The sequence below is a fragment of the Cupriavidus sp. 291-E7 genome (genome assembly GCF_057798835.1).
The window spans coordinates 79,686-95,266 of sequence record NZ_JBYOJV010000016.1; the positions used below are offsets into that span (position 1 = coordinate 79,686).

The following is a 15,581-nucleotide window of genomic DNA, read 5'->3' on the forward strand; positions in this document are numbered from 1 at the left end:
ACTCTCTCCTTGGTTGAGATCCGCGAACGATCCTAAGTGGCCATTTGCCCAGTGTCTTTGAGGCGATTCTGAAAACGAAGCACGCGTAGAATCTGGCCGAAAGAGAAAAGAGAAAAGAGAAAAAACAAAAGACGCCACGGACAAAGACGTCACCGCCATTCCAACCAGTTGAGGAGATCCCCCTTGAAGTCGTTGCGCCCCCACACCCGCCTGACGCTGGCCGCCCTGCTGCTGGCCGCCGCCAGCACCGCCCATGCCGCCTGGCCAGAGCGCCCCATCAAACTCATCGTGCCGTTCCCGCCCGGGCAAGCCACCGACATCTTTGCGCGCGCGCTGGCCGAACGGCTCGGCAAGCAGCTAGGGCAATCGGTGATCGTGGAAAACCGCGCCGGCGCGGGCGGCAATATCGGCATGGAGGTGGCCGCCAAGGCCCCGGCCGACGGCTACACGATCGTGATGGCCGGCAGCGCGATGGCGATCAACCAGACGCTCTACAAGAAGCTCAACTACGATCCGCGCCAGGACTTTGCGCCGGTGTCGGGCGTGTTCTCGGTGCCGCTGGTGTTCCTGGCCACGCCGCAATCGGGCTTCACGTCGCTGCGCGATCTGATCGCCAAGGCCAAGGCCGCGCCGGGCAAGTACAGCTACGCCAGCGCGGGTATCGGCGGCACGCAGCACCTGTCCGCCGAAATGCTCAAGGCGCAGACCAGCACCTTCATCGTCCATATCCCGTACAAGGGCAGCGGCCCGGCCCAGGCGGACTTCCTCGGGAATCAGATTCCTCTGATGGTGGACTCGGTCACCGCGGCCATGCCGCTGATCCAGACCAACAAGGCGTTGCCGTTGGCCGTCACCACGGCAACGCGCGTGCCCCAGCTGCCATCGGTACCGACCGTGCGGGAGCAAGGCGTGCCGGGCTTCGAGGCGCTTGGCTGGGCCGTGATGATGGCGCCCGCCGGCACGCCGCCGGCCATCGTCAGCCAGCTCAACGCCGAGACCGTGAAGGCGCTGCAATCGCCGGAACTGCACAAGTTCATCACCGACCGGGGATCGGAGCCGATGCCGATGACGCCGGCGGAAACCGGCAAGTTCGTCGACAGCGAGATCAGGAAGTGGTCGGCGGTGGTGAAGCGGTCGGGAGCAACCGCGGATTGAGCGGCGAAAACCGTGCGATCGCACGGTTCTTGGCGGACCTGTCAAAAAAAGCGGCGCCAAAGAAAAACGGCCACCGGGTTCTCACCCGATGGCCGCTCCTCACCCGTCCCGGCTGCCTGGACTGTTCAGTACATGTAGTTACTGCTGTGCAGCCGACCCTTCAATCGATACTTCGCGGTGGTACTGCCAATCAGTCCCACGACAGCGCGCCGCCGGTCTGATACTCGATCACGCGCGTTTCGAAGAAGTTGCGTTCCTTCTTCAGGTCGATCATCTCGCTCATCCACGGGAACGGGTTTTCCTCGTTCGGGAACAACTGCTCCAGACCGATCTGCTGGCAGCGGCGGTTGCAGATGTAGCGCAGGTAGCCCTTGAACATCGGGGCGTTCAGACCCAGCACGCCGCGCGGCATGGTGTCTTCCGCGTAGCGGTATTCCAGATCCACGGCCTTCTTGAACAGCTCGGTGATCTCGGCCTTGAACTCGGGCGTCCACAGATGCGGGTTTTCGAGCTTGATCTGGTTGATCAGGTCGATACCGAAATTGCAGTGCAGCGATTCGTCGCGCAGGATGTACTGGTACTGCTCTGCGGCACCGGTCATCTTGTTCTGGCGGCCCATCGCCAGGATCTGCGTGAAGCCCACGTAGAAGAACAGACCTTCCATGATGCAGGCGAACACGATCAGGCTCTTCAGCAGCTTCTGGTCGTTCTCGGGCGTGCCGGTCTTGAACGACGGATCGGTCAGCGTGTCGATGAACGGGATCAGGAACTCGTCCTTGTCGCGGATCGACTGCACTTCATGGTACGCGTTGAAGATCTCGGCCTCGTTCAGGCCCAGCGATTCCACGATGTACTGGTACGCGTGCGTGTGGATGGCCTCTTCGAAGGCCTGGCGCAGCAGGTACTGGCGGCATTCCGGCGCCGTGATCTGGCGGTAGGTGCCCAGCACGATGTTGTTGGCGGCCAGCGAGTCGGCCGTCACGAAAAAGCCCAGGTTGCGCTTGATGATGCGGCGCTCGTCCTCGGTCAGACCGTTCGGGTCTTTCCACAGGGCGATGTCGCGCGACATGTTGATTTCCTGCGGCATCCAGTGGTTGGCGCAGCCAGCCAGGTACTTTTCCCACGCCCACTTGTACTTGAACGGCACCAGCTGGTTCACGTCCGTGGCACCGTTGATCACGCGCTTGTCGGCGGCGTTCACGCGGCGCGTGCTCTGTGCGGCGGCGGCGTTCGGGTTGTTGCCGAGGATGCCCGACGGCGCGGTGGCGGCCGGCGGCAGTACGCCTTGCTGGTCGACCGTGGCGGCCGGCACCGCGGGTTGCAGGGCAGGCTGCGGTGCGGCCTGCGGCGTGGCTTGAACGTCGTCGTCCCAGCTCAGCATGTTGTGTTCTCCAAGATTCGATTACGGGGGCGGCTTTGGCGCAACGCCTCGGCGGTTGAGCCGTCCGCCCTCTCCCCCGGCCCCTCTCCCGCACAGCGGGAGAAGGGAACAGACCGAGGGCAATTCAATGTGTTACTGGCAGGCTTCGCACTCGTCGAAGCCGGGGTCGCCCGGACGCATCGTGCAGACCGCGCCTTCGGCTTCCGGCATGGCCGGCGCCGATGCCGCCGCCGCGGCGATGGCCGACTGGCTGTCCGCACCCGACGACACCGCATTCAGCGAACCGCGCGTCACGGTGGACTTCTCCACGTGCGTGGCGGCGATCGTGCGCAGGTAGTACGTCGTCTTCAGACCGCGCAGCCAGGCCAGCTTGTACGTGTCGTCCAGCTTCTTGCCCGATGCGCCGGCCATGTAGATGTTCAGCGACTGAGCCTGGTCGATCCACTTCTGGCGGCGGCTGGCGGCTTCCACCAGCCAGGTCGGCTCCACTTCGAAGGCCGTGGCATAGATATCGCGCAGGTCTTGCGGAATGCGGTCGATGCGGGCCAGCGAACCGTCGAAGTACTTCAGGTCCGCAACCATCACTTCGTCCCACAGGCCGCGGTCCTTCAGGTCACGCACCAGGTAGTCGTTCACCACCGTGAATTCGCCCGACAGGTTCGACTTCACGTACAGGTTCTGGAACGTCGGCTCGATGCAGGCGGACACGCCGATGATGTTCGAAATGGTCGCGGTCGGGGCGATCGCGATGCAGTTCGAATTGCGCATGCCGTGCTGCTTGATGCGGGCGCGCAGGCTGTCCCAATCCATCGTCGACGACAGATCCACCTCCAGGTAGCCGCCGCGTTCATCGGCCAGCAGCTTGAGCGAGTCCTGCGGCAGGATGCCACGGTCCCACAGCGAACCCTGGTAGGTGCTGTAGCGGCCGCGCTCTTCAGCCAGTTCGGTCGACGCGTGGTACGCGTAGTAGCAGACCGCTTCCATCGACGTGTCGGCGAACTTCACCGCGGCGTCGCTGGAGTACGGCGTGCGCAGCACGTGCAGGCAGTCCTGGAAGCCCATGATGCCCATGCCCACCGGACGGTGGCGCAGGTTCGAATTGCGCGCCTTTTCCACCGCGTAGTAGTTGATGTCGATCACGTTGTCGAGCATGCGCATCGCGGTGCGGATCGTCTTCTGCAGCTTTACGTGGTCCAGCACGTGCGTGCCGTCGGCCTGCTGCTTCAGGTGAGCCACCAGGTTCACCGAACCCAGGTTGCACACGGCGATTTCGCTGTCGTTCGTGTTCAGCGTGATTTCCGTGCACAGGTTCGAGCTATGCACCACGCCCACGTGCTGCTGCGGGCTGCGGATGTTGCACGGGTCCTTGAACGTGATCCACGGATGGCCGGTTTCGAACAGCATGCCCAGCATCTTGCGCCAGAGCTGCATGGCCGGCACCTTCTTGAACAGCTTCAGTTCGCCGTTGGCTGCCTTGGCTTCGTAGCCCAGGTAAGCGCGTTCGAATTCCTTGCCGACCAGGTCATGCAGGTCCGGGCAGGTGGACGGCGAGAACAGCGTCCATTCGGCGTTTTCCATCACGCGCTTCATGAACAGGTCCGGAATCCAGTTGGCCGTGTTCATGTCGTGCGTGCGGCGGCGGTCGTCGCCGGTGTTCTTGCGCAGCTCCAGGAATTCCTCGATGTCCAGGTGCCACGTCTCCAGGTACGCGCAGACCGCGCCCTTGCGCTTGCCGCCCTGGTTCACGGCCACGGCCGTGTCGTTGACCACCTTCAGGAACGGCACCACACCCTGCGACTTGCCGTTGGTGCCCTTGATGTGCGAACCGAGCGCGCGCACGTTGGTCCAGTCGTTGCCCAGGCCGCCGGCGAACTTCGACAGCAGCGCGTTTTCCTTCAGGGCTTCGTAGATGCCTTCCAGGTCGTCCGACACCGTGGTCAGGTAGCACGACGACAGCTGCGAGCGGCGCGTGCCCGAGTTGAACAGCGTCGGCGTGGACGACATGAAGTCGAACGACGACAGCAGCTGGTAGAACTCGATGGCGCGGGCTTCGCGGTCCTTTTCTTCCAGCGCCAGGCCCATCGCCACGCGCATGAAGAACGCCTGCGGCATTTCGATGCGTACTTCGTCAACGTGCAGGAAGTAGCGGTCGTACAGCGTCTGCAGGCCGAGGTAGTTGAACTGGAAGTCGCGCGAGGCGTCCAGCGCGGCGCCCAGGCGGGCCAGGTCGTACGTGGCCAGCTTTTCGTCCAGCAGCTCGGCTTCGATGCCGCGCGCGATGAACTTCGGGAAGTACTCGGCGTACTTCGTCGACATTTCGGTCTGGGTCACTTCGGTGCCCAGGATTTCCTTGCGGATCGTGTGCAGCAGGATACGGGCGGTCACCTGGCTGTAGGCCGGGTCCTTCTCGATCAGCGTACGCGCGGCCAGGATGGCCGAGTCGTAGACCTGCGTCATCGGCACGCCGTCGTACAGGTTCTTGAGCGTTTCCTTCAGGATCGGCTCGGCACTCACGGCATTGCCCAGACCGCTGCAGGCGTTGTCGATCAGCGCGTGCAGCGCCACCAGGTCCAGCGGGTAGCTCACGCCCTTGTCGGTCACGTTGAACGACACGCCGGCTTCCTGCACGCGGGCCACGGCTTGCGCGTTGGCCTGAGCGCGTTCCTGCGTGCGCTTTTCGCGGTACAGCACGTAGGCGCGGGCCACCTCATGTTCGCCCGAGCGCATCAGCGCCAGTTCCACGTGATCCTGCACGTCTTCGATATGGAAGGTGCCGCCATTCGGACGGCTGCGCACCAGCGCGCGCACCACGCCCTGGGTCAGTTGCTCGACCAGCTCGCGCACGCGCGCGGACGCCGCGCCCTGGCCACCGTTGACGGCCAGGAAGGCCTTGGTCACGGCCACGGCAATCTTGTTCGGCTCGAACGCCACCACGGCGCCGTTACGGCGGATCAGCTTGTAGTCCTGGTACGAAACACCTGCAGCGGCAGGGCTCTGCTGCGAGCTACCGGCTGCTGCGCCACCAATTCCAGTTGCGCCAGTCACGCCGGTGGTTTGTTGTTCGTTTTGGGCCGTTTGCATGAGGTAACTCCGGTATTAACCCTGTGATGAATACTTCTGTTCTTGTACTGAGACGACAAAGTCCCTAGCAAAATGCGCTTCCTAAGACACTTGATTCAGGCCAGGCCAGATGCGAACCAAACTGCTCGTGCGGACATTTTGCTAGGGACTTTCGGTACTGCTCCGGCCCGATAACCAATATGCGTTAGATGACGCCTGTCACGGCGGCGGCTACTGCACTTCCGGGCCGGCTCCCCGGCGGCACCACTAGATGTTGTGGTGCCGTTCAAAACTGGGCCTAAGTATAGTGAAAAGAGACAGCATGACCAGTCTTGACAAGCGCGCGGGGCGGGCTGAGGCTCCCGGTGCGGCGGCGCCACATTCCCGCAAAGCGCGCTGCCTCAAGGCTTCGCGGCGTCACGTTCGGTGGCGCACAAAATTTCGAAAATTTTTTAATTGGAATGGATCACCGATAGGTGACCCAGGATGGGGCGCGGTACCGTCCACCGGGGGGCGCGATTGTAGCCCCGATTGCGCCGAAATGAGGCGGCGCGCAGGCAACAGCACGGGAATTTTTCACCGCCATGACAACCTGCACCGCATGGGGTCTTGTCATCGCCACTTTCGCCGTCACGGCCCATCCGGACCCATCACGACCGACGTGAGGTGTTTGCACAACATCGGGGGAAATACCTACCCGGTCACCCCTGCCGCCGATACGGCAACAGTGCGGGCGGCAGTTGCGCCAGCATGGCCAGGCGATCCCAGTCGAAGTGAGGCCCCGGGTCCGTCTTCCGGCCGGGCGCGATATCGCTGTGACCGGCAACACCCTGGATCGGATACGCAACGCGCAGCGCGGCCACCAGCGCACCGGCGGTACCGTACTGGGCCAGCGTGAATGGCTGGTCGTCGGTGCCTTCGATCTCGATGCCGATGGAGAAATCATTGCAGCGTTGCCGCCCGCAATAGTCGGACTGGCCCGCATGCCATGCGCGCTGGGTGCAAGGGACGAACTGCACCAGCTCGCCATCGCGCGCAATCAGGAAGTGGGCCGATACGCGCACGTCACGGATCGTCTCGAAGAACGGATGGCGCGACACGTCGAGCCGGTTCTGGAAGAACGCTTCGATGTCGCCAGTGCCGAACTGGCCCGGCGGCAGGCTGATGTTGTGGATCACCACCACGTCCAGCGGCATGCCCGCGGGGCGGGCATCGAAATTGGGGGACGGCGCGCGGCGGGCGGCGGGCACCCAACCGTCGGCGTCCGGCAGGAAGTCGTGCGCGCTGGCCGCGTCAGGCATCGCGGCCCTCGCCTTCGGCCAGCGGCTCGCCCTCGTCCACGGCGGCTTGTCCGTCGCGGCCTTCGCGCTCGTCACGGATGCCAAGCTGCTGGATGCGATAGCGCAACTGCCGGAAGTTCAGCCCCAGCAGCGGCGCGGCGGCGGTGCGGTTGAAACCGGTCTGCCTGAGCGCGCGCAGGATCAGCTCCCGCTCCACGGCTTCGAGCCGCGCGGGCAGGTCGATCGGGAAGTCGAGGTTGGCCAGCGCCGTGGCCAGCGGGTCGTTTTCCACAACACCGCCCGGCTCCGGTTCCGGCGCCAGCTCGGGCAGCGTCACGACAGGTGCCGCCGCGCCCGGTGCCGGCCAGGTGGCCGGACTGCCCCATGCGTGATAGCCGGCCGGCACCGGGGCAGCCGCTGGGGCATGCATCACCGCGGGCGCGCCCGCCTGCAGCATGGTGGCGCGCTCCATGCCGGCATCGAGCGGGCCCAGGTCCGCCACCGCGATTTCTTCGGACTCCGCGAACGCATAGGCGCGCTCCAGCAGGTTTTCCAGCTCACGCACGTTGCCGGGGAACGGGTACGTCGTCAGCCTGTCCAGCGCGGCGCGCGACAGTCGCTTGGGATGCGCATCGCCATAGCGCGCGGCCAGATGTTCCAGGATGGCGTGGGCCAGCACCGGCACGTCCACCACGCGCTCGCGCAGCGTGGGCATGCGCAGTTCCAGCACGTTGAGCCGGTAATAAAGATCCTGCCGGAACGAACCGGCCGCGACCATCGCGGCCAGATCCTTGTGGCTGGCGCACATCACGCGCACATCGACGCTGTCTTCCTTGCTGGCGCCGATCTTGCGCACGCGGCGCTCCTGCAGCGCGCGCAGCAGCTTGACCTGCATGGCCAGCGGCAGGTCCGCCACCTCGTCCAGCATCAGCGTGCCGCCGTGGGCCGCCTGGAAAAAGCCGCCACGCTCGGCGTCGGCGCCCGTGAACGCCCCCTTTACATGGCCGAAGAACTCGGCCTCCATCAGCGTTTCGGGAATCGCACCGCAGTTCACGGCCACGAACGGATGGGCCGAGCGCGCGCTGATGGCGTGGATGGCGCGCGCCGCGCGCTCCTTGCCGCTGCCCGATTCTCCGCTGATCACCACCGGTGCCATGCTGCGCGCCAGCCGCGACAGCGAGCGGCGTACGTCGTTGATGGCCGTGGAAATACCGGGCAGCAAGCTCGCGGCACGATCGGCCAGTTCGGCCAATTCGGACAGCTCTCCTGCATTGCCGCCATCCACCGGCGCCCGCTGCTGGCGTCCCAGCGCATTCAGGATCAGCGTGCGCAGCTGGTCCAGCGAGACTGGCTTGGCGATGTAGTCGAAGGCACCGGCCTTGAGTGCGTCCACGGCATTGTCGGCGCTGCCATATGCCGTGATCACGGCCACTGGCGTCCGTTCGGGCGATGCCGAAAGCTGGCGCACGATATCGATGCCCAGACCGTCGCCAAGCCGCATATCGGTCAGCACCAGGCTGTAGCGCCGTTCGGCCAGGCGCAGGCGCGCTTCGGCCAGCGACCCGGCCATCACCACGTCATGGCCCATGCGGCGCAGCGATATGTCCAGCAGCTCGCGCAGGTCAGCCTCGTCGTCGATGACGAGTATCGGATCGGGAGCGGGCGGTCTGGCTGCCATGACGGTGTAAGGGTCCGGTTATTGTTATTCGGTGCGAACTAGCCGGCGATGGCGGCATCGACCACGTCAGGTGCCTGGATGCGCATCGTCAGCACGAATGCCTTGGCTGGAAGTGTATCGCGAGCCCCGCCGCCAAGCATGCCGGTGCGTTCCAGCAACACATCGACGACGATCGCGCCGTAACGCACCTGCGCATCGTTGGCCCCGCACAGCTCGCGCGCCATGAACAGGCCCAGCCCGGTGCCTTGCGGATTGCTGGTGAAAAACGGCTCGAACAGGCTGCGTTGCTGGTCGCGCGTGACTTCGGCCCCGTCGTTCCAGACGATCAGCTCGGCATGGTGCTGATCCAGCGCATGGGCCAGCATGCGGATCGACCCCGGCAACCGGCTGCAGTAGCGCCACGCGTTGTCGAGCAGATTGCCCAGCACCTGCTGGAGCTGCGCGACATCGAAGATCACCGGGCCTTGCAGGTCGACGGTGACGCGAATTGCATTGGGATTGACCTCGGCGCGGGCGCCGGCACGCGAGCGCATCTCCAGCCGCCAGCGGTCGACGATCTCCGGCAGCGCCTGGCCCAGGTCCACCGCGCTCTGATCGGTCTTGGGCCGGCGCGACAGTTGCAGCACATCGGACACCACCTGGTCCAGCCGCCGCACGTTATCGCTGATGATGCGCAGCAGCCGCGCATCGATACTGCTGCCCTCGCCGCCGCCGGAATCGGCCAGCAGCTCGTTGGCCTGGCTGATGGCGGCCAGCGGATTGCGGATCTGGTGCGCCACGCTGGCCACCAGCCGGCCCATCGCCGCCAGCTTTTCCTGTTGCACCTGCTCGGCGATGCGCTCCCAGCTTTCGATATGCACCAGCACCGTATCGCGCATTTCGCTGCGCAGCAGGGTCTCGTCCTCGGGGCTCCATGCCATCGCCTCGTTCTGGGCGATGGCCAGACGCAGCCGCGCCGCGCCTTCGGGCGACATGTCGTGCACCCCCGTGGTATCGCCGCCGAACGTGGAAACGCCGTTGAGCGTGGCGCGCAGCCCCGCCAGGCCGGGCAGCACGAAACGCAGACGCAGGCGCGTGTGCAGCATGGGCGCGCGGCTTGCCGACGGGCGCGACGGCAGCGGCAGCAGCTGAAGAATGCGCGGTACGTCGTCCTTGCGCTGGATCCAGTCGCGCAGCATCTCCATCAGTGGCTGCAGGCGCGGAATGCGGCGCAGGTCGAACAGCACGTTCTCGCGCTCGCCCGAGCGCACCTGTCCCTGCTTGATCCGCTCGTGCGGCTGCACGCCCAGCAGCACGAACGCCGCCGGGTTGGCTGCAACCACGGCGCCGTTGGCGCGCACCAGCATCACGCCATCCTGCATGTCGTTGACCATCAGGCGGTTCACCAGCTGCTGCAGGCGCAGTTCCTGTTCGCGCGCCAGCGCCAGCTGCTCCTGCGCGATCTGGCGGTTGGCCAGCATGTACATCACCAGCGCCGCGATCATGAACACCAGCCCGAACAGGCCCGATCCCAGCAGATTGGCGTCCGCCTGGCGTGCCAGCAGTGTCTGGGCAAATGGGTTGACCATCACCAGCATGGCCGATACGGCCGCGGTGAACAGCGCGAACAGCAGGCTGGTCAGCGCCCCGGCTTCCAGCGCGGGCAGCAGAAAGATCATCGCCAGCCCTTCGCCATGACTGCCGGCGCCGCCCAGTACCAGGTAGACGGCGGCCAGCAACGTCAGATCGACGATGACCTGCACGCGCACGCGCAGGTGAAAATGGCGCCGCCACAGCGTGCCAAACAATGTCACCAGGGCGATGCACAGGTACGGCACCACCGCCGGAATGGCGGCCGCCGTGCGCGCGGTGGCGGCGATGCTGACCACCGCCACGCCGGAGCCGGCGCGCTCCAGCGGCAGCCAGGCATAGCCCAGCAGCAGCAGCGCCACGGCCGCGCGCGTCCAGCAGAAATAGCGCAGCAGGCGCCAGTGGAATTCAGGCGGCTCGGGCTGGCGCCACAGATCGACCAGCAGGTGCCAGCCGCTCAGCCGGGCCCAGACCGATGGCCGCCGCTTCATGCGCCGCCCTCTCCGGCGGTATCCGGGAGATGGCTGCGGCGGCAGTAATGAAGGCCCTGCCACGCGATGGCATCGCCCCTCGGCAGATGCACGCCGCAGTGCGCGCACTGGACCATCGGCTCGGAGGCGTCGCCGTCGGCTGCCGCACGCCCCGTCGCGGTATCGCGCCGCGCCCGTTCGGCATCCTGACGCGCGCTGGCGCGTTCACGCAGCCACCACAGGACGCCCAGCACGACAGCCAGCAGGAGGAAGATTCTTGCCATAAATCGGAAAAAACGAGAAACGCGTTGGCCTGGATGGCGGGGTGCCGTCAGGTAATCCGGTGCAGCACCACTTCGATCACGAAGCGGCTGCCCACGTAGGCCAGCAGCAGGATGCCGAACGACGCAATGACCCAGCGCAGCGCTGTGCGGCCACGCCATCCGCGGAAACTCCGGCCGATCAGGATGCCGCCGAACATCAGCCACGAAATGATCGCGAAAACGGTCTTGTGGTCCACGCGAAATGCCCGGGCGAACAACTGCTCCGAGAACAGGAAGCCCGACACGATCGTCAGCGTCAGCAGCACGAAGCCTGCCGCAATCAGGCGGAACAGCAGCTTTTCCAGCGTCAGCAGCGGCGGCAGCAGGTCGAGCCAGCGGCCCAGCCATTGCCCGGACGCCGGCTCACCGGCCGCCGGCCGGTTGAAACTGTGCAGGCGGCGCTCGGCCAGCAGCATCAGGAAGGCATGGAAGGCGGCCAGCGTGAACAGCCCGTAGGCCACGTTGGCAATCACGAAATGCAGCTTGAACAGCGGCCGCGCCGCATAGCCCAGAATCTGCGTGCCCGGAAATGCCAGCGGCATCAGGCTCGCCAGCATCGCCACGGGGAACACGATCAGTCCCAGACCGGCCAGCGAGAAGAAGAAACTCTCGATCCAGTAGATACCCACGCCCAGCCACAGCATGGCCGACAGCGCGAAGGCGAAGCCGAACATCATGTGGTCCGCCGGGAAGATCGTTTCGTGCAGCAGCACGCCGTGGCTGACCAGCGCCACCATCACCGCGGCGTGCCACCAGGCGGGCTGGCCGCTGGCCTGGTCGCCGTTGGCGGGCGATGGCATCAGCACGGTCAGGGCCGCGGCGCCGGTGCGCCCCTGTGGCCCGACGGTGCCTCCCCCGGCGGCCGCCAGTTGCGGGTTGCGCGTCGCCCAGCCGTGAAAGGCCAGGCCGCAGTAGAGAATTGCCGTCAAGGCATACAGTACAATGGCCATTTGCGCAGTTTACCTTAGTGCCAACACGGGTGGTTCTGGCGATGGATTCCCGCCACAACGCCCAGCCCAAGCCGGCTGCGCCCCGCATTCGAAGCCGAATTTTCTCCCCTTTTCTGCCATGCTGGATAACCTCACACAACGCCTGGCGCGGGTCGTCAAGACCATGCGCGGCGAGGCCCGACTGACCGAGGCCAATACCGCCGAGATGCTGCGCGAAGTGCGCCTTGCCATGCTCGAAGCCGACGTGGCGCTGCCGGTCGTGCGTGACTTCATCGCCCGCGTCAAGGAAAAGGCGCTTGGCGAGGACGTGGTCACGAGCCTGACCCCGGGCCAGGCGCTGGTCGGCGTGGTGCAGCGCGAGCTGACCGCCGTCATCGGCGGTGACGAAGCCGTCGCCGACCCCAAGGTCAATGAGCTGAACCTGAACGTTCAGCCGCCCGCGGTGATCCTGATGGCCGGCCTGCAAGGTGCCGGCAAGACCACCACGTCCGGCAAGCTGGCCAAGTGGCTCAAGGAAAACCGCAAGAAGAAGGTGCTGACGGTATCGTGCGACGTGTATCGTCCCGCCGCTATCGCCCAGCTCAAGACCGTGTCCGAACAGGTGGGCGCGGACTTCTTCCCGTCGCAGCCGGACCAGAAGCCGGTGGACATCGCCCGCGCGGCGCTGGACTGGGCGCGCAAGCACTATCACGACGTGCTGATCGTCGATACGGCCGGCCGCCTTGGTATCGACGAGGCGATGATGCAGGAGATTGCCACGCTGCACGCCGAGCTCAAGCCCGCCGAAACGCTGTTCGTGGTCGACGCCATGCTCGGCCAGGACGCCGTGAACACGGCCAAGGCGTTCAACGACGCGCTGCCGCTGACCGGCGTGGTGCTGACCAAGCTCGACGGCGACGCACGCGGCGGTGCCGCGTTGTCCGTGCGCCACATCACGGGGCGTCCGATCAAGTTCGTCGGCGTCGGTGAAAAGCTCGATGGCCTGGAGCCCTTCTACCCCGACCGCATGGCCCAGCGTATTCTGGGCATGGGTGACATCCTCGCGCTGGTGGAGGAAGCCCAGCGCGGCGTGGATATGGACGCGGCCGAGAAACTGGCCAAGAAGATCAAGAAGACCGGCGGCTTCGATCTGGAAGACTTCAAGGCGCAGATCGGCCAGATGAAGAAGATGGGTGGCCTGGGCAGCCTGGTGGACAAGCTGCCGGCGCAGTTCGCGCAGCAGGCGCAGGGTGCCAACATGGACCAGGCCGAGAAGCAGGTGCGCCGCATGGAAGGCATCATCAACAGCATGACGGCCGCCGAGCGCGCCAAGCCGGAGCTGATCAAGGCCAGCCGAAAGCGCCGCATCGCGGCCGGCGCCGGCGTGCCGGTTCAGGAGGTGAACCGCCTGCTGAACCAGTTCGACCAGATGCAGGGCATGATGAAAAAGCTCAAAGGCGGCGGCATGATGAAGATGATGCGCCAGATGGGTGCCATGAAAGGCGGCATGAAGGGTCTGTTCAACCGCTGACCCGCCGCCGAATCCTTACCCGCAAAAGACACGTAACAGGACACACCGATCATGATGACCGCCGAACAGGCCCGCGAACTCTGGGCCAGCTCCGAGGAAATCGTCAGCGCCGAGGAGGTGCAGGACTCGCTGGACCGCATGTCCCGCGAGATTACCGACAAGATGGGCGACGCCTTTCCGCTGGTGCTGTCCGTGATGGGCGGCGCCGTGGTCTTCACCGGCATGCTGCTGCCCAAGCTGCAGTTCCCGCTGGAATTCGACTACATCCACCTCTCGCGCTACAACAACAAGACCGTTGGCGGCGAGATGCAATGGCGCGTGGCGCCCCGCGAATCGGTCAAGGACCGCGTGGTGCTGGTGCTCGACGACATCCTTGATGAAGGCGAGACGATGGCGGCCATCCGCCAGCGCATCATGGACATGGGCGCGAAGGAATTCCACGCCGCCGTGCTCTGCGAAAAGACGCTGACCAAGGTAAAGCCGATGCACCCTGACTTCTGTGGGTTCCAGGTGCCCGACCGCTACGTCTTTGGTTGCGGCATGGACGTCAAGGGTTACTGGCGCAACCTCGGCGCGATCCGCGCGCTGGTCTGAGCTTTGCCCCGGCGGCGCCAGCCGCCGGTATGGCGAAGTGAAGCGATTCTGGCCAGGCGCGGCCGCCAGACGGTACGAGTGGATCGACCTGAGCCGCGCGACGACGCCAGAATCGTCCCGTTATTGGCTACCCGTGCGGACTGGCGCCGAGGATCGGCCACAGCGAGGCCAGCAACAGCAGCGCCATCGTTACATTGAACACCCGCAGCACGCGGGGATTGCCGAGCCAGCGGCGCAGCCCTGCGCCGAATACCGCCCAGGTGGTAATGCTCGGCAGGTTCACCACGGCACACAACGCCGCCATCAGCGCCGCGTTGATCCAGATATTCGGATGCAGCACATAAGCGCTGCATGCGCCCACCGCCATCACCCAGGCTTTCGGATTGACCCATTGGAACGCGGCCGCGCGCAGAAAGCTCATCGGCCGGGTCACCTCGCGGTCCTGCAATCCGCCTGCCGTCGCCAGCTTCCACGCCAGCCAGACCAGGTAAGCCGTTGCCCCCACGCGGAGCACATTCCACGTCCACGGGAGTGCCGTGAAAACCGAGCCCAGGCCCAGTCCCACGACCGTGATCATGACCACCATGCCAATGCAAATGCCAAGCAGGTGCGGCACGGTGCGCCGCAGGCCAAAGTTCACGCCGGGGGCCAGCAGCATCGTGTTGTTCGGGCCGGGTGTGATCGAAGACACCAGAAGAAAGGCGCTGTACGCCAGCAGCGCGCTGGTGCTGGCGGCAAGGTGAGGCGTAGCGGACAGGGCCATGACGGCGCTCCAGAAACATCGACAGGCGCTCAGTCTAGGCACACATCACAGTACAGTACCGGTACACATTGACGAAAAAGCGCCGGTACGGGGCCGATCCATTAGATATCTACCGTGCTAACGCCCTGCCGCGCTGACCGCCACCGCGACCGCCATGCCCCAGAGCACGATGCCCGTCATCCGCTCCACGGTGCGCACCGACCGCGCGAACCGTCCCATGATGGCGGGATGCCGTACGGCCGCCGCCACGGCAACGTCCCACAGCAGCACCACGCCGAACATCCAGACGCCATAAGCGGCCTGAGCGCCCAGCGGCGTGTGCCGTCCGGCCAGTACCGCAAACAGGCTGGCATAGAACAGACCGTTCTTGGGATTGAGGACGGCCGACAGGAATCCCATGCCGACGAGCGACGCCCAGGCTGCCCTCGGCCGGATGCCAGGCGGCGCCTCCGGCAGTTCGACAGTGCCCCGCGCACGCAGGAATTTCCAGCCCATCCACGCCAGATAGGCGCAGCCGGCCCATTGCAGTGAAGTGAACACCTGGCGCATGCCGGCCGTGGCGGCCAGCCCCGCAAGGGCCAGCACTATATAGATGCCGTTGCCCAGCGCGATACCCACGCACACGCCCATCGCACGCCGCGTGCCCTCCACCATTGCCGTGCGCAGGACCAGGAAGAAGTCCGGGCCGGGACTGAGCAGCGCCAGCCCGTGCGCGCCTGCAACCATCGCAAATTGCTGCCACGACACCTGATCGAAAACCATCGTTGACTCCTTGCCGCGAAGAACGCAAAGGCAGGCAGTCTGGCCGGACCAGCGGGGGATGGATTGTAGAAAATTGCGCGGGCGGG

General features: G+C 65.4%; 12 protein-coding genes. 3 read left to right on the top strand and 9 right to left on the bottom strand.

The window, feature by feature from the left end:
• The first annotated feature begins 192 nt into the window (after window positions 1-192).
• A complete protein-coding gene (locus tag AC3FLX_RS24790) occupies window positions 193-1,155 on the top strand; it encodes a tripartite tricarboxylate transporter substrate binding protein (protein WP_488700047.1) in 963 nt (320 codons plus the stop codon).
• Between the two features lie 190 nt (window positions 1,156-1,345).
• Here AC3FLX_RS24790 and AC3FLX_RS24795 read toward each other — a convergent pair whose 3' ends face one another.
• The 7 genes from AC3FLX_RS24795 to AC3FLX_RS24825 all read right to left on the bottom strand — a co-directional run bounded on the left by AC3FLX_RS24795 (window position 1,346) and on the right by AC3FLX_RS24825 (window position 11,866).
• On the bottom strand, window positions 1,346-2,536 hold the full coding sequence (locus tag AC3FLX_RS24795; RefSeq protein WP_488699974.1) for a ribonucleotide-diphosphate reductase subunit beta: 1,191 nt from the start codon (window positions 2,534-2,536) through the stop codon (window positions 1,346-1,348).
• Window positions 2,537-2,668: 132 nt separating this feature from the next.
• Complete coding sequence (locus AC3FLX_RS24800; protein ID WP_488699975.1) at window positions 2,669-5,617, bottom strand: ribonucleoside-diphosphate reductase subunit alpha; 2,949 nt, start codon at window positions 5,615-5,617, stop codon at window positions 2,669-2,671.
• A 680-nt stretch (window positions 5,618-6,297) separates the two neighbouring features.
• Window positions 6,298-6,897 (bottom strand): 1,6-anhydro-N-acetylmuramyl-L-alanine amidase AmpD, encoded by a 600-nt coding sequence (gene ampD / locus AC3FLX_RS24805; RefSeq protein WP_488699976.1) that lies wholly within the window; start codon window positions 6,895-6,897, stop codon window positions 6,298-6,300.
• Entirely contained in the window at window positions 6,890-8,554 is a 1,665-nt protein-coding gene (locus AC3FLX_RS24810; RefSeq protein ID WP_488699977.1) for a sigma-54-dependent transcriptional regulator, read from the bottom strand. Before AC3FLX_RS24810 ends, ampD begins: the two co-directional genes overlap by 8 nt.
• Window positions 8,555-8,592: 38 nt before the next feature.
• Complete coding sequence (locus tag AC3FLX_RS24815) at window positions 8,593-10,614, bottom strand: PAS domain-containing sensor histidine kinase (RefSeq protein ID WP_488699978.1); 2,022 nt, start codon at window positions 10,612-10,614, stop codon at window positions 8,593-8,595.
• Window positions 10,611-10,877, bottom strand: a complete 267-nt coding sequence (locus AC3FLX_RS24820) for a PP0621 family protein (RefSeq protein ID WP_488699980.1) — start codon at window positions 10,875-10,877, stop codon at window positions 10,611-10,613. The genes AC3FLX_RS24815 and AC3FLX_RS24820 overlap by 4 nt, the downstream gene beginning before the upstream one ends.
• A gap of 47 nt (window positions 10,878-10,924) precedes the next feature.
• The gene (locus AC3FLX_RS24825) at window positions 10,925-11,866 is read right to left on the bottom strand and encodes a cytochrome C assembly family protein (RefSeq protein ID WP_488699981.1); all 942 of its coding nucleotides are present in this window, start codon (window positions 11,864-11,866) and stop codon (window positions 10,925-10,927) included.
• Between the two features lie 118 nt (window positions 11,867-11,984).
• Between AC3FLX_RS24825 and ffh the strand changes: the two genes are divergently transcribed.
• Complete coding sequence (ffh, locus tag AC3FLX_RS24830; protein ID WP_488699982.1) at window positions 11,985-13,376, top strand: signal recognition particle protein; 1,392 nt, start codon at window positions 11,985-11,987, stop codon at window positions 13,374-13,376.
• A gap of 51 nt (window positions 13,377-13,427) precedes the next feature.
• Window positions 13,428-13,970 (top strand): hypoxanthine-guanine phosphoribosyltransferase, encoded by a 543-nt coding sequence (locus AC3FLX_RS24835; RefSeq protein WP_488699983.1) that lies wholly within the window; start codon window positions 13,428-13,430, stop codon window positions 13,968-13,970.
• A gap of 127 nt (window positions 13,971-14,097) precedes the next feature.
• Here the strand turns inward: AC3FLX_RS24835 and AC3FLX_RS24840 are convergent, their stop codons facing one another.
• Together AC3FLX_RS24840 and AC3FLX_RS24845 are read right to left on the bottom strand one after the other, a co-directional pair.
• A complete protein-coding gene (locus AC3FLX_RS24840; protein ID WP_488699984.1) occupies window positions 14,098-14,733 on the bottom strand; it encodes a LysE family translocator in 636 nt (211 codons plus the stop codon).
• Between the two features lie 117 nt (window positions 14,734-14,850).
• Window positions 14,851-15,495, bottom strand: coding sequence for a LysE family translocator (locus AC3FLX_RS24845; RefSeq protein ID WP_488699985.1), 645 nt, complete (start codon window positions 15,493-15,495; stop codon window positions 14,851-14,853).
• Between the last annotated feature and the right edge of the window lie 86 nt (window positions 15,496-15,581).